The following is a 25121-nucleotide window of genomic DNA, read 5'->3' on the forward strand; positions in this document are numbered from 1 at the left end:
TTGAAAAATTTTTCTGCAAAGCCTTGGACTCGCAATGTTGGAATTCCAACAAGAGGCGCTTTTTTAAAAATTGCTTGTATCTTTTTAATTTTCCTTCTCTCCGGCCCTGAACTTTTCTCCAAAGAAAACTCAGTCCAGAAAATCTATATTCATAAAATCAAATTAGAGAATGGAGTCCCAAAATATTTAGAAAGCAGATTCAGGAACGGGATCATCAATTCTATATTAAAAAACTTTGAAGGAAAATTCAATATCGCCGATGATGATTCATTGGCTGCACTTTTAAAACAAGTAGAGTTAAATCAAAAGTTGAATTGTAGCGATGAGATCTGTATGAAACAGATCGCAGATGCAATCGACGCTGATGAGTTGATTTCCGGCACTATCTTTCCTTCGAACAAAGGTTATAAGATCAATTTGAGATCTCAAAAAAGAGATTCGGTTGCATTAACTTATACGATCAAAACTTCCTTCGATCTGGAATTTCCGGAATATCAAATCGATTATTATTCTTCGGAAGCGGGGCGTAAATTAATCGATCCAAGATATGCGATCAATTTTGCAGCCGCGTTTCCGGGAGCAGTGGAGAAGGTGGAATTTCCCAGTTTTAAGGTCCAAGACGATAAAACCGGAGAGATCAATGTTCTAAATTTCAAAATAGAAGACCAAGGTGCTAAAAGTTTTATTGAAACTATCCGGCCGAAACTTTCCAAAGCGGATGATCTAGTAAAAGAAAAACTCTATGAAAAATCCATCCCGGAATATGTGGATACTTTAAACGCTCTAGAACAAAGACTTTCGGACAGATCCAAAACGGAAATGTCGGACTATCTAAAAAATATCCGAGGCAAAATATCTAATTCTTATTTTCTAATATATAAGGATAAGTTTTCCGAAATGGACTTATCCGCTCAGAAAGGGGGAGAAATTTCCTCTTTGAAAAAATTAAACGAACAATATAGGGATCTAAAGAAAGAATATACCACCAAAACACCTTCTTCCTTTAGATTATCTGAATTTGAAAAAGCATTAGATGATCGAATCGAAAAACTGAATTTTCTGATCTTCGGACTCCAAGAGAAAGAAGGAGATAGACTTTATGCCGATTTCGATTTTACCGGAGCCATCTTGAATTATAGATCCGTTCGAAGTGAACTTATCAAATTAAGATCCGGACCGGAATCTTCCGCATTAAAATCAAGAGTAGAAAGAAAGATCTTAACTTCCGAAACTACAGGAAGATCTTATCTACAAAGTAAACTTTCCGGGTTATATCAAAATTTGGAGAAATCATTCCTTGCAGAAGCATTAGAATCGGATCCGGATCGTCAAAAAAATTATATTGAGAAGATAGGAGAAGGTTTCAAACAGATCCTTGAAATTTTAGCGAGATCCGAATTTGTCTCGGAAGATCAGATCAAGTATTTCAATCATTTCCGGACCAAGGCAGCTCCCCAGGTCGGTAAAAACTTATTCGACCAAGAAACTGCGAACCTTCTTCTTCATGAAGGGATTGATAAAAAATCCAGAACACAGGTGGATACCTGTATTAAATTAGGAGCAAATCCGAATTCTATAAATTCCGACTCGGGTAAAAACGCGGCACAAAGATTAGCGGAAAGTGATACGATCTTAATCAGCCCTGACTCCCTGAAAATTTTAAGAAATTCCATTAAAACCAATTCAAGTTTAGATTCGGATTTTTTCGAATCGGTTCGCCAAAGAAAAATAGATGATATCAATCGATTTGTATTAAGAGGCTCGGACCCAAATACAAAAGATTATTTAGACAATACCCCTTTGCATAAGTCCGCAGGTTTTGGATATTATGAAGTATCTTCCTTTCTTTTACAGATCGGAGCAGAATTAAATTCCAAAAACGGAGAAGGAGAAACACCTCTACATAGAGCGGTTCTCCATGGATTTTACGAACTAAGTGCTTTGTTTTTAAGATCCGGCGCTGACCCAAATGTAACTCGAAATGATGGGATGACTCCTTTACATTTAGCCGTTCAATTTCCTGATATCACAAGATTACTTTTGCAAAGAGGATCCGATCTGAACCTAAAGAATGACGAGGGATGGACTCCTGTTCATAAGGCCGCAGAAAGTGGAGATCCTGAATCCTTAAAACTTTTGATCCAGGCAGGCGCAAGAGTAAATGAAAAGGATAATATTGGCTGGACCCCAATGGATTGGGCGGTCCAAAAAAATCGATATGAAAACCCGAATATAGTGAAGATCCTGAAAAAAGCAGGGGCCGAATGCCAGGTTAATTGCGTGGAGTAGAATATGCGTATTTGTAGATTTCATTTCGAAAATAAAACCCTTTGGGGAATCGTTCAAGACAATCATCTTATTCCAGTACAGGGAAATCATATTATAGATTTCTTAAATTTAAAAGGAAAGTCTCCCGAAACTAACGGAAACCCGATCGAAATCTCGAAAGTTGAAATTCTTTCGCCGATCACTTCTCCTTGTAATATTGTCTGCCAAGGAAAAAATTACGCACAACATATCATAGAAACCGGAATGAATCCTAAGGATAAGGATTATAATCTTTTTTTCACTAAGGCTTCTTCCAGTTTGACCAGCGCAATAGGAGATATTATCAAACCTTCTTTCGTTAAACTTCTGGATTACGAAGCTGAGATGGTACTGATATTAAAGAAAGAAATCCTCAAAAAAACGATAATCACAAAAGAGAATCTTCACGAATATGTGGGGGCAATCTCTCTAGCAAACGATGTATCTGCAAGAGATATACAAATTCCTCAAGGACAATGGTTCAAAGGAAAAAGTTATAGAACCTTCTGCCCTATAGGGCCTTTCGTTCAACTTGTGGAAAAAGAAGATATTAGTAAAATCCCGAAATTAAGGATTTCTCTAAAGGTAAACGGGGAATTAAGGCAAAATTCCACCTTAGAAAAAATGATCTTTCCTCCGGACGAAACTTTAACGGAACTTTCGGAAATTATGGATCTTCATCCGGGAGATATCGTTCTCACCGGGACCCCTTCCGGAGTCGCATTGAATGCACCGGGTGGATTCGTAAAAAGAATCGCCTCCTTTCTTTTTTCTGAAAAGAAGCTTATGAAAATTTTTGTTAAAAAACAACTCTCAAGTCCTAAATACCTCAAGATCGGAGATACGATCGAAGCAGAACTTAAAACGGAAGATGGAAGTTTGGATTTAGGAAAGATGATATTAAAGATCAGAGAAGAAAAATAATTTTACACTTCTCTGTTCGTATCTTTTAATTCGGAAAATTTTTCCGAACCGCATCCTTTGAAAGATTTCCTTCCTTATCCGTTCTGATCAGGATTGCATCAGTATAAATCGCAGGCTTTCCTTTGGTATAAGCCGCAATTATGAATCCGTCTGGGGCATTTATGATACGATATGCCAAATACAATCGTTTCGTATTCTTTTTCTCCCATAGTTTTTTACCGTCTGCGGAAAATTTAACCAAACGTAAGGGCCCTTCTCCATCTGCAGAAATGCTCATGAATTCTTTTTCAGGAGTTTCGATTATATCCGTTAAAAAACCTAGCCCTTCCGTTTTGTGAACGGTTTCCCAAAGCAAATCTCCACTTTGGCTTAATTTCATTAACCAAGCTTGATTGTTCCTCGGACTAGAAGCAACGGCTCCTGCAAAAAGTAAATTTCCGTCGGAAAGCGGAATGATCCTAGAAGCCCATTCTTCTATCCCTGGTTTCCCAAATTGTTTTTTCCAAACCGGCTTTCCATCCTCGTCGATCCTATGTAAGATTACATCCTTTTGAGACTCTTTTCCGGACTGGACATTGGTATTCTCTGCAAGTAGAACTCCTCCATCAGAAAATCCTAAACTAGCTTGAGGGAAGTTTTTGATATCCTTCAGATGTTTTACAGACTTAAGATCTCCGTCTTTAGAAAACCGAACAAATAAATAAGCGGTTTCTATGGTACTAGTGACAGTTGTTTTATTTCCTTCTTTTGTTTCTTTTTCGACACGAGATTGAACGGAAACAATTGCTGTCCATTTTCCATTGGATAATTCGTGTAGATGATATACTCCCACATCCGTTTCCCCACAGAAAGAATCGCAGAATTCTTTCGGAAGTATGAATCTTTCCCAAACGAGTTTTCCGTCGGAGTCGTACTTCATGAAGATCAATTGTTTTTTCTCTACCGAACCTATGGTGCCGATCGTAACAAAACCACCGTCAGAAGTTTCACTTGAGAGTTTTGCAAATACACTTTCGTATGTTAAGACACTCTGAGTATATCCGCCAAGTTCTACAGGTTTAGATGTAAAAAGATATCTCCACCAAACCGGACTTCCGTTTCCGTCTATCTTAGCGGCCCAAGCATTTGAATATTTTTTCTGAGCCGCGAGCGCGTTTGTATCAACACGGCCACAATCATTTGCAGAGCCGACCAAGACTGAACTTCCATCTTTCAATGGAACAAAATATCCAGGCAGATCTTCAGGACAATCTTTAGCAACCATGCCGCTGAATTGTTCTCCCCCTACAATCGTCTGCCAAAGGTTTGCGGCTTGAGACCAGATAGGAAAAGTGAAGAGGAATAATAAAATCGTTGAGAAGAAGTGTCGTTTCATCGGGCCATCCAAAGGAGGCAAAAGATGGGGATTTTTCAGAATTTGTAAAGAATTTATTTCCTATATAGAAACTCCTATTTATCCCCCAGGTTATAGATCAATTTAAGATTCCGGAATACTTTTGGAATACTCTTCCGGACTTTTGCCCACCATTCTTTTGAAATCTTTTATAAAATGCGCCTGGTCGAAATATCCCAATTCTAATGCTAACTCAACCCAATCAGTGTCTTTGGTAATTCGATCTAAGATCTCGAACATTCTATAACGATTGATTATCCATTTAGGACTAACTCCCACATATTGATTGAATATCCTTTGTAGAGATCGTTTATTCATTCCGGAAAGTCGGACCATATCTTCCACTTTCAAGATAGATCTATCATTAGAAACTTTTTCAACCAGCTCATTGATCCAAGTGATTGTTTCATCTTCTTCAGGAAGCCTTTCGTATAAAAAATTTTCCGCAAATTGTACAAGATCGGATTCTGAATCCAATTCAAATACTTCTCTTTCTAAGGGCTCTGTCGGAGTTCCAAACACTTCTTCAATTCGAATTGTCTTATCAGTGATTTCTGATACTGATCTTTTATAAAATGGGTAGAATGCACCGGGCCTAAACTTGATCGCGAATACTCTGCCTTCTCCTTCTAACCTTTGCGCGAATCTACCGCTAACCACTCCGAAAATTTTTGTGTTCTCTTTTTCAAAGACCAAATGAACGGAAGGGTGAGGAAGATTTTCTTGGACCATAGGTCCTGCTTCTCTCATGTCCCATCGGACAGACCAATAATGTTCTACGAAAAAACTTAAGCCCGGAGAAGGAGCACTTCTAGTTAAACTCCAATTCTCCCCTGTAATGGATTTGATGATACCCCTGGGTTTGTTTAAGTCTGTTTTCAAGATCGAACTCTGGATTTATTTCTTCCAAATTCTCCGCATTTGTCGCGTTTTTACAATCTTTTTGTTTAGTGCTCTGCTATTCTTCTTCTTACAAAAATGAGAAGGAGATCGATCGGATCGAACTAAAGGAGACAATATGGAAATTAAATATGAAATTTATATAGCAGCTAAACCGGAACTTGTTTGGAACATTTTAGTTTCTAAAGAAGAAAGTAGCAAAATTTTTCACGGATGTGGGATCGAATCCGATTTCAAAATAGGAAGTAATTACGCATACGTAGGCCCGGGACTCTCAGGGGAAAAAACAGTCCATGTAGAAGGAAAAATTTTGGAAATTGTTCCGAATAAAATTTTATCTATGATTCTTTTGGTAGGCTCGGTATATGGAGAACATTACAAAAACTTTGAATCCAGAACAGTTTATACGTTGGAACCGTACGGTAAATTGACCAGATTGAAACTAGTGAATGATCAAATTAAAGAAGGTGATCCTTCTTATGAACGTTCTGCAGATGGAGGATGGGCGAGAGTTTTATCTTCTATCAAAAGTTTGGCAGAAACGGGAAAACCTTTGGAACTTCCAATGGGAGAAGATTGATAAACTAAGTTTAGAAAGTATTATCAGAATGGAGAATTCAATCCGCTTTTTCAAATATGGTTTTGAATTTCTCCAAATCTTCTTCCAAAATTTTGCGGATCCAATCAGGGATCGGGATCGAAGTTTTGTTTCTATGATCGTAAGATACTTGGACTGTTTTTGCCTTAGTAAAAATTTCTTTAGTTTCGGTATGTCGTATCAAGGAAGTAAAATCCCAAGATTTATTCCCTATTTTAGAAACACAGGTCCAAACTTCTATCGGATGAAATAGTTCAACAGCCTTAAGCATATCCACTTCCATTCTTGCAAGTAAGAACGGAACATCATAGATATCTTTCGTATTGAACTTCTTAGAACAATAATCCACTCTTCCTATTTCAAAATAGGACATGTATCTTGCGTTGTTAACATGAGCGAAAGGATCCAAATCGTTCCATCTGGTTTGGATCGGAGTGATAATCATATTAGAATTGTTTTAAGAATCTTAGATTGCCTGAATGCAGATAACGGATATCATGGATCCCGTATTTCATCATCACCAATCGATCAAGCCCTAACCCGAATGCAAATCCTGTCCATTCTTTAGGATCTAAACCGTTCAATTTGAAAACATTCGGGTGAACCAAACCACAAGGCATCAACTCCAACCAACCTGATTGTTTACATACGGAACAACCGCTTCCTCCGCAAACTTGACAGTTGATATCCAACTCGAAAGCAGGTTCTACGAAAGGGAAAAATCCAGGTCTTAGTCTGGTCTTTACTTCTTTTTCGAAAACTTTGGAAAGTAGGACTTCCATCGTGTAGAGCATATTGCCCGCAGAGATATCCTTTCCTACTACCATTCCTTCTATCTGATAGAAGGACGTTTCGTGGGAAGCGTCCACTTCTTCATAACGGAATACGCGTCCAGGTCCTATGATTTTAAAAGGAGGTTTCAATTTTCTTAATGCACGTACTTGGATCGCAGAAGTATGCGTGCGGAGAAGATTTCCATTTTCTAGATAGAAAGTATCCTGCATATCTCTTGCAGGGTGATCGTCAGTAAAATTCAGAGCTCCGAAATTATTAAAATCCGTTTCTACTTCCGGTCCATCCCAGATCTCGAAACCCATCGAAGTGAAAATGTCCTCGATCTCATATTGAATTTTCGTAATAGGATGTAATGTACCTGGTTCAGCCTCACCTAAAGGACGAAGAACATCGAACCATTCTTTTTCGGATTGTTCTCTAAAACCTTTGGTCTTTAAATTTTCCCTGGTTTTGGAAACGATCTCTTCTAAACTTTTAGATAAGTCGTTTGCCTTTTGGCCTACGGTTTTCTTTTCTTCGATAGATAAAGAAGCCAGGTTTTTGAGTACTGAGGTAAGTTTTCCTTTTTTACCAAGATACTCGTTCTTATTTTTGTCCAGATCCGCTTCGTCGACGGAAGATCCGATCAAACGATTTGCTTCTTCAAAAATTTTGTCTAATTCTTCCGATAGATTCATTTTCTAGATCCGACCAATTCCTTCAAAGAAGGATAAATTCCGCCGAAAGCCCCATTGGACATGGCTAGGATCAGGATTTTATCCTTCTCAAATTGGGGAAGGATTTTCCGAACTTTCTGGACCAGATCCTTGGGGTCCTTGCAGTAAAACGGAAGGGTGCCTGAATGTTTTGGAAGTTTCAAGATCAGCTTTTTAACGTCCAAACGGCTATCCTTGGAGACCTTTTTAAGATTATAAATTTCGGTAATCATGGTCACAGCAGAACCCTTAAACGCAAAAGAATATTCTTTTTGGAAAACGTTTCGATGGGAAGTAGCACTTCTTGGCTCGAATAGACTGATAATTTTAAAACCGGGAAATCTCTGCTTAACGGAACGAATTGTTTCTTCCACCGCCACAGGGTGATGGGCAAAATCCTCGATCAGGATACTTCTGGCAGAATCGAATAAGATCTCTTGTCTACGTTTTACGCCGGGGAAAGATTCCAAAGCATCCAATAATTTCTCTTTTGCGTTAGGAATATTTTCTTTTTTTAATATTTCTTCGCAGACCCTGAGAGCAACTTCTGCGTTTCTATAATTATGATTTCCGAAAAATCCCGGACGAAGAAGTCTGTGCCCGGAATATAATTCGCCCTTCTTCCAAGTGAGAATCGAATCCTTTTTATTAAATTCAAATGCTTCCGAATTCACAAATTTGGAAGCTTCTCCACAAATCCTTTTTAGATTCGGAGCTCCGGCCCAATAATATACTTTTCCGTTTCCTGGAACAAGCCTAAGTAATCTGGAAAACATCGTTTCGATCTCTCCGATATCTTTGAAGATATCCGCATGATCAAAATCTAATGCATTTAGCACTGCATAGGTCGGTCTATAATGTAGAAATTTGGATGCCTTATCGAAGAATGCGGTATCATACTCGTCACCTTCGATTACGAAATAATTTCCGTTTGAGAATTCAAAACCTGGAAATCCATCCTTACGAATTCCACCCACGAATAATCCCGGGTTCAATCCTGTTTCTTTCAGTAAATGATGGATTAAAAATGTGGTTGTGGTTTTACCGTGGGTTCCTGCGACCACGACTACTTTTTTTCCTGCAAGAATATATCTTTCTAAAGCGGCGGACATGGAAACATATTCCAATCCTGAATTTAGGACTTCTTCTACTTCCGGGTTTCCTCTGGAGATTGCATTTCCGACTACGATTAGATCTTTACCTTTGACTCTCTCCGCATCAAAACCTTCGGAGTAAGGGATTCCCCACTCTTTTAATTTATCAGACATCGGAGGATATACTCCAGCATCAGAACCGGAAACTTCATGACCTAGACTTCTTAACATAGAAGCCAGGTTTCCCATTGCGATCCCGCCTATCCCTATCAGATGGATTTTCAATTTAATAATGTCCTAATGATATTATAGATGAATACAAAGACTAAAGAAATACTTAAAAGATAAGCAGTTCCAAAAAGAAAGAATATTAGAATTTCTTTAGAGTCTAGGCCGCTAACTCGTTTCATTCCGATATAGGAAAGATAAATCGAATACAAAAAAGAAATCCCAATCAGTCCTAAGTTGATCGGACTCGGTAAGATCCAAAACACCGAAGAAGAAGAGAATGCCAAAAATGCAAGAGTCAAAACATCCGCAGCAGGATAATTCTCCCCTTTTGTACGATCTACTTTTCTATAAAACACTCTAACAACATCATACTGAGAAACTACCAATAGTAAAACAGGATAGATGATGAGAGAAGTAATCACTCCGGAGAATGGATTAAAATCCACCTCATTTCCGAAAACAAGATCCAAAATAATTTTGATCAGATTGCCTGCGATCTTGGAAATAGGAGCAAGAACCCAAAGTGCATAATGTAATCTTAATAGTTCTTTTCTGCCTAGAGAAACATTTCTAAGATACAGATCAAAAGCTTCCGTAGGTGCCCTAAAAATTTTCTCTAAGAGTGAAAGTTTGGATTTTTCTACTTCTGTAAGTTCCGAGTTCGGTGTGATTAAAAACATTATTTTTTCCGAGAAGTATTTCCAGATTTAGATTTATCAGGTTTTACAATCGCTTTTGCTTCCTTGATTGCCTTAGCAGCAGTTTGGATCTGAGCAAACGCGTTTGCGACCACATAAACAGGAGGTTCTTTAAAATTAGAATTTATAATTCGGATCACAGGAGTTAATTTTTTATCTCCTATGGTAGTTTCCTTATGAAAGCGATATACGATCTCATTTCCGTCGGAAATCGAAACCTTCACACTCGCTAAAGAAAATTCGGACTTCTCCGAGTTAGGAGCCAGAATATTTCCTATACCAAAGCCCGCGCCATTCTCATCATCCGGAAAAGTTTCTACCTTTAGGCCGGTCATAAATCTATACAGATCTTCTCCCAGCTTCGGTTCGAGTAATATAATCTCTCCGGAAAGCCTGCGCCAAAAATTCTTTTTAACACTATTGGATTCGTATGGAGTATTATCGATACGGATAGAAGTCCCATTCTCATCTATATAAGAAATTTCTTTTACATATTCCTTATTCAATGTCAGAATACTTTTTTGACGGAAATCCTGAGGACCTTTTTGGAATTTATCGAATAGGTATGAAGAAGAAGTTAGAATATTACGGATCGGTCCTTCATGCAGGATCACTCTAGTTGAACCTAAAGAATGTTTTTTTCCTATTCTTAAAGTTTTAGAAATATTTCCGGAATAGAAAACTAATTTAGGTGAATCTTCTCCAAGTTGTAAAGATTCCTTGATCTGTATCCCTTCTAAGATCTCTTCCGTTCCTTTAACTCTATAAGTTCCGAAATCTCTGGCGGTATTTTCAGAATTATAACCGCCTTCGTATTCAATATCTTTTCCGGTTTCAGCATCTTTGTTCGATACTGTGAAAAATTTTTCTCCCTTTTTGATCCCTTCTTTCACTGAAATAGTAAAAGGTTTAGAATAAAATTTATCTCCGGTTCTTTCTACCCATTGTTCGCTAGGTGGATAGTATTCTATCCGATCTAAAGAAAGTTTCCAATATTCTATCTCGCTAGCATCTTCTTTAGTTTTTTCCAAAAGGAAGAAGGCCAGAAATAATAAAACTACGACTAAGCCGAGTAGATAGAGTTTATTTCGCATCTTTCTGTCCGGCCTTTTTACGTTTAATCACATAGATGGAACCAAGACCTGCAATGAGTCCGGGGAATAAGAACATTCCCAAAATCCAAACTGCTCTTTTCTGTCCGTCTGTTAAGGAAACAGTTTCAATCTCTTCCTTTTTAGGAGCGATCGCAGGAAGACTAACGTCTTGGTACATCCAGGTTACTGAAGCTCCAGCAAGTTCATAGTTTGCTTCGTAAGGAATATATTGGTTAGTGATCCAAGAAGTTCCGGAATAGATCACGATCCTTCCTTCGTTTTCCGATTTTGTTTCAGGCAATGTTGTCGGAGGTACATTCGGATCTGTAGGCGGAATTACCGGAACCGCAGATTTAGTTTTTAAAACTAAAGCGATCGGAAGATTTTTTTTCTCTTCTTCCTTCTCTTGTTTTCCGTTTCCGTTCTTATCTAAATAAACATCTCCGCCGGTCTCCAAAAGGATAGAAGCATCTAACTTTATGTCTGTTGGATCTTTAGGAGGTTTTTGTTCAAAATACCCTCCGTAAGGGAAAACAATCCCAGTATCCTTTTTGGAAAGAGACTCTTCGATCGCATGATCTCTGAATGATTTAGTTAAGATCAAACCGGGAGCCCTACTTGGACTCTGAGAAAGATTTCCTTTCGTATAAGAATATCCAGCTGCTTCTAAAAGCCAATCGAAACCTTCACCACCTCTTTGTTCGATCGTAATGAAAAGTTTTCCTTTCTTCTTAAAAACAAAATCCAAAATAGAAGCCCTTGCTTCTGGAGAGAATGGAACAGTAGGTCCTGCAATAACAAGAAACTCAGCGTCATCCGGGATCTTAGGAGGCCAATTATTTTGGAAACCGATCCCTGTGGATTTGAAATTCAAAAAGGATAATGCATCCGTGAAACGAACTAACTTTTCGTTTGGAAGATTTTGGAAAGTTTGAGAATATCTTTCTCCATTTGCTTCCGTGAAGTATACCTTTCTTTCTTTAGTGGTAACATTCATGAATGCTTGGACCAATCTTCTTTCCAAATCCTCTAGCTCGGACTTATCTTTAACTCCGACCTTTTGTTCAGGATACGGCCCTGATGTTGCGCCAGCTTTACGATAGCGTATCAAAACGTTCCCATTCGAAACTTGTCCGAATTCGGCGATCTCATCCAACTCCACATCTGCATTGATGAACTTTACTTTAAATCCGGGATGAACGGAAACCAATTGGCTAAGTAAAATTTCCAGATCTGGGCGAATTCTTTTTAATGCGAGAGAGGAACTTCCATCCGCATTTCTGGCTGTACTATCTAGCGGGCGAGGATAAAAAGCGATCACGTCTACTTCTGCCCCATCCGGAATTTCTTTTAAGATCTTTTTAGCTTCAATAGAGAAGGAATGAACTCCCTTGGAGCTTAGATCGAAATTATGATTTCTCATTACGGAAATATAATTCGCTAATATTAAGATAAGAAGAAGTATCCCTGTCCCGAGGAAAAAGTCCCTAACAAGGCTTTGTTTTCTTCCTTTGAGGCTGGATTGGTTCTCAAAAGAACTTCTTTCCCATTCTCTCAATATTCCTAAGAATACACTTCCTAATACGAATAGTACCAAGAAGACCAAAAGGAATTCTCTTAAGTTTGTGATCCAAAAAGGAGCGGTTCCTCCTTTTTGCAAAGAAAGATCTTCTAAATAAACTCTCAGGAAATAAATCCCTAAAGAAATAATCCCAAGTCCGGAAGAAATGAGTAAATTGATCTCTTTATCTTCTTTTTTAGAACCTATATAAGATAAAAATCCTGACCCAGCGATGACTGATAATACGATGATTGAAGCCGCCCATCTTAGTCCCGCGCTTGAAAAAGATTCATAGATCGGGAAGAAGAGTAATAATAATACGATCGATGCCCAGGAAAGAATTCTGGAAATTAGATTTGATTTCATCCTCTCCATCTCCTAGATTCCAAAACTTTTACGGTCAGATACAAAAAGAAGATCGTTCCGCTGATAAAGAAAACGGTACTGCTCAACGGGAGCACTCCTTTCGAAAAACTGATAAAGTGAGTGAATATATGCAAGTGGAACAAGACACTTCTTGTTGCAGCATCGAATAAATGGGAGAAGTATCCGATCACCCAAAGAGTTAACAGGATCGCGATCGAGATCAAAAGAGAGATCATCTGATTTTTTCCCAAACTGGATCCGAATAATCCTACTGCAAAAGTGAATAAACCGAGTAAGAACACTCCGATAGTTCCGGAAGCAACTATGTATAAAGGAGCCTTCCAGAAGAAATAAAGGAACAAAGGAAAAAGTCCGTCAACCGCGACAGAGATAATCGCACATACGAATGTTCCGAATAAAAACTTACCTACTACGATTTCCATATCTGAAATAGGAGCGGTAAATAGGAACTCCAACGTTCCTCTGTTTTTTTCTTCCGTGATAGAGCCCATTGCAACGATCAACATAGCGATCAGCATTGTACTCATGAAGGAGATAAAAGTAATGATTGTGGTTTCGGTGTAATTTGTTCCTGAGTTAAAATTCAGGATCAATACGAATAATGAATTTAAGAACGCAGTTCCGCCTAAAACCAAAGGAGCCAAATAGGTACCAAAAAATACCCTGACTTCTTTCCAGAAGATCCATTTAATATTTCGAAACATGAATTAAACCTTGTTCATAAAGATTTGTTCTAAGGTCACATCCTGCTTGCGAATAAATTCAGGCAGGATACCGGAAGAAGAAATTCCAGAATATAATTCTTCTTTAAACTTCCTTTCGGAGGCCGTATTGATCAGAAAAGTAGAACCTACTGAATCTTCTCCCACGAATTTGAATGTTGCGCCAGACCTGCTCGCGACCCCATTCAGGTAGGCTTCAGTTTCCGATCTAGATTTTCCTGATAAGGTCACTTCAAGACCGGAAAGGTTTTCCATCTCTCTTTCTAATTCCTGACGATCACATTGGTATACCAATCTTCCCTTATGTAAGAAAAGGAATCGATTACATGTTTTGTAAACTTCAGGAAGGATATGACTGGAAAGAAGAATGGTATGATTCTCTTTCAGGCCATGAATTAGATTACGAATTTCTACTATTTGTTTCGGGTCCAAGCCCGAGATAGGTTCGTCCATAATGATAATTTCAGGATTTCCTAAAATAGCCTGAGCGATCCCCACTCTTTTTCTGAATCCTAGGGAAAGAGTTTCGATCACCTTATCCTTAACCTGGGTAAGATCCGTAAGACCTAAAACACGATTCAATTCGGAAGAAATATCTTCTTCAGAGATCTGTTTGATCCTAGCGGCGAAAGTGAGATACTCACTCACAGTCAATTCAGGATAAAGAGGTGGAGTTTCCGGAAGATAACCGATCTTCTTCTTTACATCAATAGGATGTTCGAATGTGTTAAGTCCGTTGAACTCGCATAATCCATCGGTTGCCATTAGGTAACCGGTGAGTATCCGGATCGTGGTTGTTTTTCCTGCACCATTAAGGCCAAGTAAGCCTACAATTTCTCCCTCTTTGAGTTCGAAATTCAGACGATCAATGGCTAATTTCTCTCCGTAAAATTTGGAAAGGTTCCTTACTTTTATCATATTGTTTTCTGTCCGGTCCTACCGGAGATTAGAAGATATTTCTAATTAGAAGGGTTTTGGAAAGAATAACCTCATGTGGACCTGGCTAGGTCAATCATTTTCCCGGAGAAAGACCTAACCACAAGGTTTTGAGAGATTTCAAAGGAATAAACGGATGTTTAATGGAACGGTCGTTCTTTACGAACGCTATTTAGGACGAAAAAGCTCTTTAAAAAAGAATTGCGAACCCAAGGCTGGAAAGAAAAGCATCTTCTAACGACTTATAACAAGGCATTGTATGGCAGTAGCAAACTTTTTGAACGAAGCAAAAGCTCAAGGCAATAAACTATTTTTGCAATTTGGGGGCCAGGGTTCTCCTTGGTTGAAGGAACTTTCTAAACTTTACGAAACAGATCCTTCTTTAAAAGAATTGTTTGATACGGCTTTCAAAGCTCTAGCGGAAGAAGTTCCTAGCTTAAGAAAAGATATCATCTCTCAAGGATATGATTTCGAATCCTGGATCAAAAATCCAGAATCCGCTCCGGACGAAAACTATCTCTGCAGCGCTACAGTTTCTATTGTAGGTATCTTCCTCACTCAAACAGCAAATTACGTCTCTTTAGTTAATAAAGGTTTCACCACTTCCGAGCTGATCGCAAACGCTTCTGGAGCAACCGGTCATAGCCAAGGGATCATTCCTGCGGTATTAATCGCATTAGGAAAAGAAGGCGCTGACTTCTACAAAGAATACGTTAAATTTTTGAAATTCGTTCTATATCTTGGATATAGAGCTCAGGAACTTTACGGAATTTTTAATCCTTCTGAAGAAGTTCTAAAAGGTAACGAAGAGATCGGAGATAAACAACCTGCTCCAATGGTTGCAGTCATCGGTTACAGTGCTGCTGAACTTTCCGAAAGAGTTCAGAAGACAAATGCAGAACTCGGACTCAGCGGAACTAAAGCAATTTATGTTTCTTTATTCAATACTCCTGATTCAAATATCGTTTCCGGAAATCCGGAAGCTCTTCTTGCTTTCCGCAAAAAGTTCAAAGCAGAGATGGATGAGAAAAAAGTAAAATTCGTCTACTTAAGAACTACTGCACCTTTCCATTGCCCTATTATGGACGAGTCTGAAAAGACTGTTCCAAAAGATATGGAAAGAATCGGATTCAGCTATAAAGGTTCCGATCTAAAGATCCCGGTCTATTCTATCTTTGATGGAAGAAACTACCAAAACGAAGCAGACATCAGCTTACCTTTATTCAGAGAAGTTTTGATCAAAGCTCTTTACTGGGACAAAGCGACCACTACTTTTGTGAAAACTCCTAAGTTAGTCGGTATCGATTTTGGACCGAGCGTTGTTTCTCAAAAATTAACCCAAGCAAACTTGGGAACTTCCGAGAACAAAATTTACAGCGCATCCAGCCCGAAAGACATCAAGGTACTTTTGGCTTAAACTTTCCGATCTAGGAAATTCTCCCTTCGGACAAGAAAAGACTCCGCCATGGATTCGGTTCCTAAATTACTAAGAACCTCGATTCGGCGGTTGTCTTTTCTCTTTCCGGAAACATTCAGACGAAAACTTTTATTCGATGTTCTTGCTCCTTATAGAGAAAAAGAACTTCCTCTTTTAGGAAGATCCGCTTTCCAAACGGGCCAGTATTGTGAATTACAATTTTGGAAATTTCTAAAAGAGCCGAATCATGAATTCGACATTTCCAATCAGTTCATTTCTCCCAAACAAAAATCCTTACTCAAAGATATCGCAGGTAATCTTTTCCCGGATGCAAAACATGCAGGATATAAAGATTCCAAAACCAGATCTTATCTAGATTCAAAACAATCAGTCAAAGGTGCTTGTGTTAGAACAAAATTTTTCGACACAAGAGCGGACTTTCTAATTCCTAATGAAGAAGGTTGGCAGGCAATTATCATCAAGGCATCTTCCTCTGCTAAAAGAACTCATATTTCCGAACTTTCTTTTATAAGAATGGTTTTGGAAGAAGCAGGATATAAGGTAAGTTCTACCCAAGTATGGACTGTAAGTTCCGAATATTCTTATACAGGAACCGAAATAGATCCGAATCGACTATTTCACAAAAAGGATTGCAGCAAAGAAACTTTGGCAAACCTGGAAGCCACCAAAGAAAAAGCATACAATCTATTAGAAGTATTAGAAAAAGATAAAATTCCTTCTATCACCTTTTCCAAACATTGCGATCATCCCAGAAATTGTATCCATCCGGAATCCTGTTATTCAGATTCGCCTCCAGGAGATCTATTTACTCTGAGAGAAGGAAAAGACCTCACTCTAACTCTTTGGAACCAAGGAATCCGAAATTTATCCGAAGTAGAACCGGATTCTGAATTCACTCATCGCCAAAAAATACAAGTAGAAGCCGTAAAAACTGGAAAAGAACATTTAGATAAAGATTCACTTTTAGCTTATCTAAATCAGTTAAAGTTTCCTTTATATTGTTTGGATTTTGAAACGATCAATCCGCCTGTTCCTGTATATAAAGATACTCATCCTTTCCAACATGTCCCTTTTCTATATTCTTTGCATGTGATCCGAAAAGATCTGACAGAAAAACCGGAAGAATATACCTATATAGACGATCACGATAAGGACCCGAGACTTGGTATCTTAGAATCACTTTCTTCCCAGATCAAACCGGGAGGGACCATTCTCGCATTCAATGATAGTTTCGAAAAACGTTGTTTAAAAGAATCGGTCCAAGCTTATCCAAAATATAAGGAATGGTTCCAATCCATAGAACCTGATTTTTCGGATCTAGCAAAACCGTTTTGGGATTACGATTATTATCATCCCGCCCAAGAAGGAACCACTTCTTTAAAGGTTGTTCTTCCTGTCCTTACCGGCGCAAATTACAAAGAACTTACGATCAACGCGGGGCATATCGCTAACTCCGAATTTTTAAGGATTAAAACTGAGAATGTCTCGGACCAAGAAAGAGTGAGAGTAGAGTCCGACCTGATTGCTTATTGCAAGATGGACACCTACGCTTTAATCCTAATCCTTAGGGCTTTAGCGGAGAAGTTAAACTGGTCCGGAAAATTATAATAAATCCTTCCGGATCGATTCTTCCGTAGGAATTCCAACCAAAATCGGACTTGTCGGGAGGGGTCCAGCGATTTCCCTATCCTTAGAATGGCGGCTCAAAAGAACATAAAGAAAATCGTATTAGCATATTCAGGCGGATTGGACACATCCGTAATTCTCACCTGGCTTAAGGAAACCTACGGTTGTGAAGTGGTAGCATTTACCGCTGACGTAGGCCAAAAAGAAGAGCTCACAGGCCTGGAAGAAAAAGGTATTAAGACCGGAGCCTCCAAAGTTTATATAGAAGATCTTCGTTTAGAATTCGCAAGGGACTTTATCTATCCTGCAATCCAAGGAAACGCGATCTACGAGATGAGATATTTGCTCGGAACTTCTTTAGCAAGACCATTGATCGCAAAAGCAATGGCAGAAGTCGGCAAAAAAGAAGGAGCAGATGCATTCGCTCACGGGGCCACAGGAAAAGGAAACGACCAAGTTCGTTTCGAATTAGCATTCAAATCATTAGCTCCCGAAAAAGAAATCATAGCTCCTTGGAGGACCTGGTCCTTCGGAGGAAGAGCCGACCTAATAGAATATGCAAAATCAAAAGGTATCCCGGTACCTGTAACCGCTTCCAAACCATATTCTATGGACAGGAACCTGATGCATATTTCTTACGAAGGTGGAATATTAGAAGATCCTTATAGAGAACCGAATGAGGATATGTTCCTTCTTACCGTTTCTCCGGAGAAGGCGCCGGATTCTCCCGAATACGTAGAACTCGACTTCGTTGAGGGAAATTGTGTAGCGGTGAATGGTAAAAAAATGGATCCTTATGAAGTAGTAGACACTCTAAATACGATCGGTGGAAAACACGGAATTGGAAGAGTGGACATCGTAGAAAACAGACTAGTAGGAATCAAATCCAGAGGAGTATACGAAACTCCAGGTGGAACTATTCTGTTCCACGCACATAGAGACTTGGAATCCATCACCATAGACAGAGACACACAACATCATAAAGATAAATTATCCGCAGAATTTGCAGAGTTAATCTATAATGGACATTGGTTCTCTTCCAGAATGGCTGCAGTTAGAGCATTCATTTCTGAAACTCAAAGATTCGTGACCGGAACCGTAAAAGTGAAATTATATAAAGGAAACTGCATAATCGTAGGAAGAAAATCCTCCGTTTCACTTTACAATCCGGAAATGGCAACTTTCGAAAAAGAAGAGTTATACAACCAGAAAGATGCGGAAGGTTTTATCAACCTTTACGGATTACCTGCAAAAGAAGCTGCAAGGCTGAGAAAAAAATGACAAGAATTGCTGTTTATCCTGGCTCCTTCGATCCTTTAACTAGAGGGCATTTGGACATTCTCCACAGGTCCGTAGGTCTATTCGACAAAGTGATCATCGGTGTCGCGGTAAACTCCAATAAAAGTCTCCTTTTTTCCATCGAAGAAAGAATAGAATTCATCAGAGAAGCAACCAAGGGTTGGGAAAATCTGGAAATAGACACTTTCGAAGGACTGACAGTGGACTATTGTAAAAAGAGAGGAGCTAAAAGTATCATCAGAGGACTTAGAGCAGTCACTGATTTTGATTACGAATATGCAATTTCTCTAATGAATAGGAAACTTGCTCCGGATGTGGAGACAATCTTTCTGATGTCCTCAAACGACTATTCTTTCGTATCTTCTACAATCGTAAAAGAAGTGGCAAGACATGGAAGGGATGTATCCGCCCAGGTCCCGGATCACGTCAGCAAAGCATTACTTAAAAAATTATACCACAAGTAACTAAGGAATAAAAATGGCTAGAACATTTATCATGATCAAACCCGACGGAGTGAAAAACAAACATGTCGGCGATATCCTACAAAGAATCGAAAAAGAAGGATTCAAAATTTTAGGACTTAAATATCTTAAACTTTCCCTGGAAGATGCAAAACAATTCTATAAAGTGCATTCCGCTCGCCCTTTCTATAATGACCTTTGTAGCTATATGTCTTCCGGCCCGATCGTTGCAGCTGCTTTAGAAAGAGACAATGCAGTTCAACATTGGAGAGATGTGATCGGAGCTACCGATCCGAAAGAAGCTGCTGCAGGCACTATCAGAGCTCTATTTGCGGAAAGCAAAGAAGCAAACGCAGTGCACGGTTCCGATTCTGATGATAACGCTGCATTAGAGATTAGCTTCTTCTTCAAAGGAAACGAACTGTTCTAATAGAACCGATCTTTCCCTTTATAGACCCGGTGTCCCTGAAAAGACCACCGGGTTTTTTATTATTATCTTCTAATATACAACAACCTAACATTCGTTCTATATAAAGAGCCTTCTCGATCGACGTTCTTGTCGGAGAAAAAAATCCGGATTATAACGAATTTTTCTTGTACTTTTTGGAAATATCTTTCTCTATTTTTCCTACGTAGGCGAAATAAAACCACCGTTTCGACCGAAGCTAATAATATGAACGCAGTGACCAAAGAGCAGATCATTAAGCATAGCCGTATCATAGAAAAATACAGAACAAAGGATACTTTGTTCGACGGCTCCCCGGATTGGATGGACGATGTTTTGGAAGTGATCTACTCCCAAGACGATTTTATAGCGGAAAAACCCGATATAGATCTGGATATAGAGTAATCCTAATCCTTCTTCTATCTTTTAAAAGTTCTTTAAGCCGGGGCGACCGCTCCGGACTCTCTTAAAATTTTCATTATCTCAGGTTTACAACTTCCACAACCAGTTCCCGCTCCTGTCTTTTCAGATATAGTTTTAAGATCACATACACCATTTCGGATCTCTTCTTCTATATTACCTTTTCCTACTCCATTACAAGAACAGACCAATGCACCTATTGGAGGTTTAAGCGGAGAAGATCCGGTCAAAAGTTTATCTCTCTTATCTCCGAGCTCAATACCGGAAGAGATCATCGCCTTAAATTCTGAAAACTCCGACTTGTCCCCAACCAAGATCGCTCCTACTAAACGATCTCCTTTGATAATACATTTTTTATAGCGGCCCTTTCTTTTATCGAAGAATACGATCTCTTCGTATTCTGGACCTGCCTCGTCCATCGGAACATCAGGCAATCTCAATGACACCAATTCTAAGCCGGGGATTTTAAGAAGATTTGAATGCATTGATCCTGAATAAGAACCAATCTTGTATCCGTACATATGCCAAGCTGCGAACTCAGCCTGCTCTTCCGTGGCGGCAACGGTTCCATACATTCCAGTAGAATGTTCAGCGACTTCTCCTATTGCGTAAATATCCGGATCGCTGGATTGTAAGAAATCATTCACTAAAATTCCAGACTTACAATTGATCCCTGCTTCTTTTGCTAATTCCAAATTCGGGACCGTTCCTACTGCGAATACAATCCCATCCGGGCGTATGCTAGAGCCGTCTCTGAACTTAATACTTTCCAGTCTTTCAGTTCCGTACACTTTTGAAATTTCGGTATCGAATAAGATCTGGATCCCTCTGGCTTCTACTTCTTTCCTTAAAATTTCTCCTGATATCTCATCCAATTGTTTGGACATCAATCGATCCGTTCTCACAAGAACAGTCACATTTACATGCAAAGATCTTAATGCAGCAGCAAGTTCTAAACCGAGCAAACCTCCGCCTACGATCAACGCATGGGTATTGGGGACAAAAAACCCTTTGATCCGATCTGCGTCGTTTTTGGAACGAAGGCTAAAAACGCCCAACATCTTCTCTGGAATATACTTGGGGATAGAAGGTCTACTGCCGGTTGCAATTATCAGTTTATTATAAGAATATAAATTACCTTGGGAATCTCTGACCTTCTTCCCTTCCGGAAGTATTTCCGAGACGGAAATAGATGATTTAACCTCAATATTCCAGGATTCGATCTCTTCTTCGCTGACCGCAGATAATTGAGAAAATTGTTTTTCTCCGCTGATCAGATCCGGCAGTAGAATTCTGTTATAAAATGGATGTTCTTCCTTACATAATACTGTGATCTCATCCTCGGGAGAGATCGCTCTGAACTTTCTCAGGAAAGCAATAGTTCCGTTGCCTCCACCTATAATCAGTATTTTTTCCTTAGGTTTTTTGTAAGGAAGAACTTCTACTGCCGAAATTTTAAAACCTGGTTGTTTGGAAAACGGATCAAACTTTGAACTTGTAAGATTATTCGCTCTTGCCTCATCGTTTCCATTTTTTCTTCCCCAATGCATAGGTAAGAATACGGTACCTTGTCGGATACTTTCGGTAATAGTAGCCCTAACTCTAACACTTCCTCTTTCGTTTTTGACTTCTACAATCTGCGATTCTATAATGTCTCTTTCTTTCGCGTCAATCGGATGGATCTCAAGATAAGGTTCTCTCTTATGTTCTTTGAGTTTTCTCACCTTTCCGGTGCGGGTCATTGTATGCCATTGGTCCCTGATCCTTCCGGTGGTAAGAATTAAAGGAAAGTTCTCATTCGTTTTTTCTGAATTATCTTCCGGTTCTACCGAATGTATTTTTGCCTTTCCGCCAGGACGATAAAACCTTCCATCGGAAAATAATCTTGGAGTTCCCTCATGATCCTTGGAAGGGAAAGGCCATTGCACGGATCTTCTATCTTGTAAGATAGAATAATCCAAACCTCCGATATCCAGATTTGTACCTTTAGTAAGAAGACAATGTTCTAGGAAAACTTCTTCCTCATTTTTATAATTGAAAGAAGGACCAAATCCCATCTTCTCTGCAAACTCTGTTAGTATCCAAGTGTCTGCCTTTGCATCTCCAGGAGGATTGAAAATTTTAGGTAGATACGTTATTCTTCTATCTGAGTTTGTCATGGTACCTTGCTTTTCTGTCCAACCTGCAGCAGGCAGCACATAATGAGCAAATGGAATGGACTCATGACGATTTGAAATATCTTGGACAACTACTAACTCAGCATTCCTAAGTCCCGCCTCCACCGTTCTTGCATCCGGAAGACTTACCGTTGGATTTGTACAAATAATCCAGATAGCTTTCATCTTTCCGTTTTTGAGATTTTCGAACATCTCTGTGGCAGAATAACCCGGCTTGTCCCGAATAGATTCCACTCCCCAAAAATCCGCTACTTCCTTTCTATGATTTTCATCTGCAAGATTTCTGTGAGCAGGAAGAAGATTACATAGCCCGCCTACTTCTCTTCCTCCCATAGCATTCGGTTGTCCCGTTAAGGAAAATGGACCGGACCCAGGTTTGCCTATCTTACCCGTGATCAGATTCAAATTGATTAATGCTAAATTTTTATTCACTCCAACTACACTTTGGTTCAGGCCCATTGCCCAAAGAGTTAAAAATCCTTTTGAATCAGAGATTAAACTCGCCGCTTCTCGGATCGAATTTTCTGAAACTCCGCAAGAGTCCGCATATTCTTTCATACTGATAGAAAAAACTTTTTCTTTCAGCTCTTCGAAACCTTCCGTATGTGATTTGATAAAATTGGGATCTAAAGAATTGGTCTCTATCAGGCTTCTTGCAATTGCATTGAATAATAATATATCAGTTCCCGGGATAATTTGAAGATGTAAGTCCGCGTTCTCACAACTCTCGGTTTTTCTTGGATCGACAACGATAATCTTAACATTCGGGTCCGAATTTTTTCTGGCTTCTATTCTTCTAAAAAGAATCGGATGACACCAAGCCGGATTTGCACCTGCTATCAAAAAACAATCTGCAATTTCTATATCGTCATAAGAGATAGGAACACTGTCCTCACCCAGGGACATCTTATAACCTACAACTGCAGAACTCATACATAGTCTGGAGTTAGTATCTATATTATTTGTATTCAAAAAACCTTTGGTGAGTTTATTCACCACATAATATTCTTCCGTTAATAATTGTCCGGAAACATAAAATCCTACCGAATCAGGTCCGTGTTCTTTGATCAGATTTTTAAAACGAGAAGCGATCTCCCCTAACGCAGAATCCCAATCGGTCTTTTGTAATTCTCCTGTTTTAGGATTTCTTACCATTGGATGTAAAAGCCTGTCGCTTTTATCCAAAACGGTGTGATGCAGATTCATCCCTTTTGAGCAGAGCATTCCTTTATTCGCAGGATGATCCGGATCTCCTTGGACCGTAAAACTAGTCTCACTCTCTTTTTGAATCAATACACCGCATCCGACCCCACAATAGGAACAGGTACTTCGAAATCCATTTTCTGTATTCACAACCAATTTATAGCAATTTTCATGCCAATATATAAATTTTATATTTGATTCGACTAAACTTGCAGTATTTCAGAATAGAAAATGAGCGATTTCAAATTGTGCGCTTTTAAATTAAGCATCATGTACAAAATGTGCGTAATTTCTAGCAATTTTATCCTATGTTATTAGATTCAATCGCGAGTGAATTTATATATGCGTTCGAAAAAGAAGGTCTTAATCCAAATTTTTATATCATTCTATCTTAATATAAGATTTTTCAAAAACTCTTCCAAAAACTTGGCACGACTTTTGCTATAAGATCTATGTGAGCGTTTCTGCTCGTTAACGGAGAGCTTTAAATGAAAAAATTTCGTGAATTTCTATCCTTAGGTCACTTTCCATCGCTCGTGAGCTCCTTTCTATACTTTGACTTCAGCTTCATGGTATGGATGCTGCTTGCCGCTTTAGGCGTCTTTATTTCAGAAGAATTCAAATTAGGCCCTGCTCAAAAAGGGATGTTGGTCTCTGTTCCTTTATTAGGAGGAACATTATTAAGGATCCCTATGGGTCTACTTTCAGATCGTTATGGATCTAAGATTGTGGGTCTTTGCGGAATGGGCGTCACAATGCTCACGCTACTACTTGGCTGGAAATTCGCTCATACTCTTCCTGAAGTGGTCCTTGTAGGATTATTATTAGGAACCGCAGGAGCAAGCTTTGCAGTTGCTCTTCCTTTAGCTAGTAGATGGTATCCTAAAGAATACCAGGGTTTAGTAATGGGAATCGCAGGCGCTGGAAACAGCGGATCTGTGATCGCTACATTCTTCGCTCCTGATCTTGCAAGAAACTTCGGATGGCATGCAGTTTTCGGTCTTGCTCTTATTCCTTTAGCTTTTGCTTTCGTATTCTTCTTATTCTTTGCAAAAGATTGTCCGGGAACAATTTCCAAAAAACCTTTAAAACAATATTTGGTACCTATCAAATCCAGAGACGCTTTATTCTTCTGTTTGCTGTATAGCGTAACGTTCGGTGGATTCGTAGGTATAGCAAGCTTCCTTCCTATCTTCTTCCATGACCAATATGGTGTGGATAAAGTCACCACAGGGTTTTATACATCTTATTGTATCTTAGGTGCAAGTTTAGTTCGCCCTATCGGTGGATATCTTTCCGACAAATTTGGCGGAGTAACGGTTTTACTTGGAGTATTCGCTGGAGTTGCTTCTTGTCTAATCGCGGTCTCTTGGTTGCCTTCCGTAGGGATCATCCTTCCTACATTCATCACTTTAATGATCTTCTTAGGTTTAGGGAATGGTTCCGTATTCCAACTCGTTCCTCTTAGATTCAGCAAAGAGATCGGGATCATCACTGGATTTATAGGTGCGTTCGGAGGTTTGGGAGGATTTTTCGTTCCGAATCTATTAGGAAGTTTGAAAGCGATTTCCGGAACCTTCTCCGTCGGATTCGTAGTGTTGTCCGTAGTAGTAGCGTTATCCGCCTTCCTTCTATTCCTGATGAACACTTATGTTTGGGAAAAAAATAGAAAAAACGAATCCTTAGAATTGGAGTCGGCTTAAGCCGACTCCTTAAA

The 25121-nt window shown here is 39.1% G+C and carries 21 protein-coding genes; 10 read left to right on the forward strand and 11 right to left on the reverse strand.

The window, feature by feature from the left end; translation table 11 throughout:
* Both EHO58_RS07730 and EHO58_RS07735 read left to right on the forward strand, forming a co-directional pair.
* Positions 1-2289 (forward strand): ankyrin repeat domain-containing protein, encoded by a 2289-nt coding sequence (locus tag EHO58_RS07730; RefSeq protein ID WP_135679541.1) that lies wholly within the window; start codon positions 1-3, stop codon positions 2287-2289.
* Between the two features lie 3 nt (positions 2290-2292).
* Positions 2293-3231, forward strand: coding sequence for a fumarylacetoacetate hydrolase family protein (locus tag EHO58_RS07735; protein ID WP_135679542.1), 939 nt, complete (start codon positions 2293-2295; stop codon positions 3229-3231).
* Positions 3232-3256: 25 nt separating this feature from the next.
* Here EHO58_RS07735 and EHO58_RS07740 read toward each other — a convergent pair whose 3' ends face one another.
* A complete protein-coding gene (locus EHO58_RS07740; RefSeq protein WP_135679543.1) occupies positions 3257-4606 on the reverse strand; it encodes a hypothetical protein in 1350 nt (449 codons plus the stop codon).
* A gap of 102 nt (positions 4607-4708) precedes the next feature.
* Positions 4709-5506, reverse strand: coding sequence for a helix-turn-helix domain-containing protein (locus EHO58_RS07745; protein WP_135679544.1), 798 nt, complete (start codon positions 5504-5506; stop codon positions 4709-4711).
* A gap of 136 nt (positions 5507-5642) precedes the next feature.
* Between EHO58_RS07745 and EHO58_RS07750 the strand changes: the two genes are divergently transcribed.
* Positions 5643-6104 (forward strand): SRPBCC domain-containing protein, encoded by a 462-nt coding sequence (locus EHO58_RS07750; RefSeq protein WP_244241100.1) that lies wholly within the window; start codon positions 5643-5645, stop codon positions 6102-6104.
* Between the two features lie 37 nt (positions 6105-6141).
* On the opposite strand, the gene EHO58_RS07755 is transcribed toward EHO58_RS07750, so the two are convergent.
* The 8 genes from EHO58_RS07755 to EHO58_RS07790 are packed head-to-tail and all read right to left on the reverse strand — an operon-like array spanning position 6142 to position 14317.
* Complete coding sequence (locus EHO58_RS07755) at positions 6142-6567, reverse strand: acyl-CoA thioesterase (RefSeq protein ID WP_135628085.1); 426 nt, start codon at positions 6565-6567, stop codon at positions 6142-6144.
* Between the two features lies 1 nt (position 6568).
* A complete protein-coding gene (gene pheS / locus EHO58_RS07760) occupies positions 6569-7594 on the reverse strand; it encodes a phenylalanine--tRNA ligase subunit alpha (RefSeq protein WP_135628084.1) in 1026 nt (341 codons plus the stop codon).
* Positions 7591-8991: a UDP-N-acetylmuramate--L-alanine ligase gene (locus EHO58_RS07765; protein WP_135679545.1), complete on the reverse strand. Its 1401-nt coding sequence runs from the start codon at positions 8989-8991 to the stop codon at positions 7591-7593. Before EHO58_RS07765 ends, pheS begins: the two co-directional genes overlap by 4 nt.
* Positions 8988-9617, reverse strand: coding sequence for a hypothetical protein (locus EHO58_RS07770; RefSeq protein ID WP_135628082.1), 630 nt, complete (start codon positions 9615-9617; stop codon positions 8988-8990). Before EHO58_RS07770 ends, EHO58_RS07765 begins: the two co-directional genes overlap by 4 nt.
* Positions 9617-10729, reverse strand: coding sequence for a DUF4340 domain-containing protein (locus tag EHO58_RS07775; RefSeq protein WP_135679546.1), 1113 nt, complete (start codon positions 10727-10729; stop codon positions 9617-9619). The genes EHO58_RS07770 and EHO58_RS07775 overlap by 1 nt, the downstream gene beginning before the upstream one ends.
* Positions 10719-12656 (reverse strand): motility-associated ABC transporter substrate-binding family protein, encoded by a 1938-nt coding sequence (locus EHO58_RS07780; RefSeq protein ID WP_135679547.1) that lies wholly within the window; start codon positions 12654-12656, stop codon positions 10719-10721. The genes EHO58_RS07775 and EHO58_RS07780 overlap by 11 nt, the downstream gene beginning before the upstream one ends.
* Positions 12653-13381: an ABC transporter permease gene (locus EHO58_RS07785; RefSeq protein ID WP_135628079.1), complete on the reverse strand. Its 729-nt coding sequence runs from the start codon at positions 13379-13381 to the stop codon at positions 12653-12655. Before EHO58_RS07785 ends, EHO58_RS07780 begins: the two co-directional genes overlap by 4 nt.
* Positions 13382-13384: 3 nt before the next feature.
* Positions 13385-14317: an ABC transporter ATP-binding protein gene (locus tag EHO58_RS07790; RefSeq protein ID WP_135679548.1), complete on the reverse strand. Its 933-nt coding sequence runs from the start codon at positions 14315-14317 to the stop codon at positions 13385-13387.
* 277 nt (positions 14318-14594) lie between these two features.
* On the opposite strand from EHO58_RS07790, the gene EHO58_RS07795 reads away from it, so the two are divergent.
* The 6 genes from EHO58_RS07795 to EHO58_RS19545 all read left to right on the forward strand — a co-directional run bounded on the left by EHO58_RS07795 (position 14595) and on the right by EHO58_RS19545 (position 20009).
* Positions 14595-15752 (forward strand): ACP S-malonyltransferase, encoded by a 1158-nt coding sequence (locus EHO58_RS07795; protein WP_135679549.1) that lies wholly within the window; start codon positions 14595-14597, stop codon positions 15750-15752.
* A gap of 48 nt (positions 15753-15800) precedes the next feature.
* Positions 15801-17381 carry a DUF2779 domain-containing protein gene (locus tag EHO58_RS07800; RefSeq protein WP_135679550.1) on the forward strand — a complete coding sequence of 527 codons (1581 nt, stop codon included), beginning with the start codon at positions 15801-15803 and terminating at the stop codon, positions 17379-17381.
* Positions 17382-17468: 87 nt separating this feature from the next.
* Positions 17469-18680 carry an argininosuccinate synthase gene (locus EHO58_RS07805; RefSeq protein ID WP_100722202.1) on the forward strand — a complete coding sequence of 404 codons (1212 nt, stop codon included), beginning with the start codon at positions 17469-17471 and terminating at the stop codon, positions 18678-18680.
* Positions 18677-19162 carry a pantetheine-phosphate adenylyltransferase gene (gene coaD / locus EHO58_RS07810; RefSeq protein ID WP_135679551.1) on the forward strand — a complete coding sequence of 162 codons (486 nt, stop codon included), beginning with the start codon at positions 18677-18679 and terminating at the stop codon, positions 19160-19162. The genes EHO58_RS07805 and coaD overlap by 4 nt, the downstream gene beginning before the upstream one ends.
* A 13-nt stretch (positions 19163-19175) precedes the next feature.
* Positions 19176-19589, forward strand: coding sequence for a nucleoside-diphosphate kinase (locus EHO58_RS07815; RefSeq protein WP_008593886.1), 414 nt, complete (start codon positions 19176-19178; stop codon positions 19587-19589).
* A gap of 243 nt (positions 19590-19832) precedes the next feature.
* Positions 19833-20009, forward strand: a complete 177-nt coding sequence (locus tag EHO58_RS19545; RefSeq protein WP_165780219.1) for a hypothetical protein — start codon at positions 19833-19835, stop codon at positions 20007-20009.
* Between the two features lie 32 nt (positions 20010-20041).
* Here the strand turns inward: EHO58_RS19545 and EHO58_RS07820 are convergent, their stop codons facing one another.
* Positions 20042-23554, reverse strand: coding sequence for a nitrate reductase (locus EHO58_RS07820; RefSeq protein WP_135679552.1), 3513 nt, complete (start codon positions 23552-23554; stop codon positions 20042-20044).
* A 338-nt stretch (positions 23555-23892) separates the two neighbouring features.
* On the opposite strand from EHO58_RS07820, the gene EHO58_RS07825 reads away from it, so the two are divergent.
* On the forward strand, positions 23893-25107 hold the full coding sequence (locus EHO58_RS07825; RefSeq protein WP_135679553.1) for a nitrate/nitrite transporter: 1215 nt from the start codon (positions 23893-23895) through the stop codon (positions 25105-25107).
* Positions 25108-25121 lie beyond the last annotated feature (14 nt).

The sequence above is a fragment of the Leptospira selangorensis genome (genome assembly GCF_004769405.1).
Classification (GTDB): Bacteria; Spirochaetota; Leptospiria; order Leptospirales; family Leptospiraceae; genus Leptospira_B; species Leptospira_B selangorensis.

Excerpts from the sequence above, each read along its gene's own strand:
- EHO58_RS07825 (WP_135679553.1), top strand. The coding sequence starts at position 23,893 with ATGAAAAAATTTCGTGAATTTCTATCCTTAGGTCACTTTCCATCGCTC.
- EHO58_RS07790 (WP_135679548.1), bottom strand. The coding sequence starts at position 14,317 with ATGATAAAAGTAAGGAACCTTTCCAAATTTTACGGAGAGAAATTAGCC.
- EHO58_RS07795 (WP_135679549.1), top strand. The coding sequence starts at position 14,595 with ATGGCAGTAGCAAACTTTTTGAACGAAGCAAAAGCTCAAGGCAATAAA.
- EHO58_RS07735 (WP_135679542.1), top strand. The coding sequence starts at position 2,293 with ATGCGTATTTGTAGATTTCATTTCGAAAATAAAACCCTTTGGGGAATC.
- EHO58_RS07780 (WP_135679547.1), bottom strand. The coding sequence starts at position 12,656 with ATGAAATCAAATCTAATTTCCAGAATTCTTTCCTGGGCATCGATCGTA.
- EHO58_RS07805 (WP_100722202.1), top strand. The coding sequence starts at position 17,469 with ATGGCGGCTCAAAAGAACATAAAGAAAATCGTATTAGCATATTCAGGC.
- EHO58_RS07770 (WP_135628082.1), bottom strand. The coding sequence starts at position 9,617 with ATGTTTTTAATCACACCGAACTCGGAACTTACAGAAGTAGAAAAATCC.
- coaD (WP_135679551.1), top strand. The coding sequence starts at position 18,677 with ATGACAAGAATTGCTGTTTATCCTGGCTCCTTCGATCCTTTAACTAGA.
- EHO58_RS07740 (WP_135679543.1), bottom strand. The coding sequence starts at position 4,606 with ATGAAACGACACTTCTTCTCAACGATTTTATTATTCCTCTTCACTTTT.
- EHO58_RS07775 (WP_135679546.1), bottom strand. The coding sequence starts at position 10,729 with ATGCGAAATAAACTCTATCTACTCGGCTTAGTCGTAGTTTTATTATTT.
- EHO58_RS07755 (WP_135628085.1), bottom strand. The coding sequence starts at position 6,567 with ATGATTATCACTCCGATCCAAACCAGATGGAACGATTTGGATCCTTTC.
- EHO58_RS07815 (WP_008593886.1), top strand. The coding sequence starts at position 19,176 with ATGGCTAGAACATTTATCATGATCAAACCCGACGGAGTGAAAAACAAA.
- pheS (WP_135628084.1), bottom strand. The coding sequence starts at position 7,594 with ATGAATCTATCGGAAGAATTAGACAAAATTTTTGAAGAAGCAAATCGT.
- EHO58_RS07750 (WP_244241100.1), top strand. The coding sequence starts at position 5,643 with ATGGAAATTAAATATGAAATTTATATAGCAGCTAAACCGGAACTTGTT.
- EHO58_RS07800 (WP_135679550.1), top strand. The coding sequence starts at position 15,801 with ATGGATTCGGTTCCTAAATTACTAAGAACCTCGATTCGGCGGTTGTCT.
- EHO58_RS19545 (WP_165780219.1), top strand. The coding sequence starts at position 19,833 with ATGAACGCAGTGACCAAAGAGCAGATCATTAAGCATAGCCGTATCATA.
- EHO58_RS07785 (WP_135628079.1), bottom strand. The coding sequence starts at position 13,381 with ATGTTTCGAAATATTAAATGGATCTTCTGGAAAGAAGTCAGGGTATTT.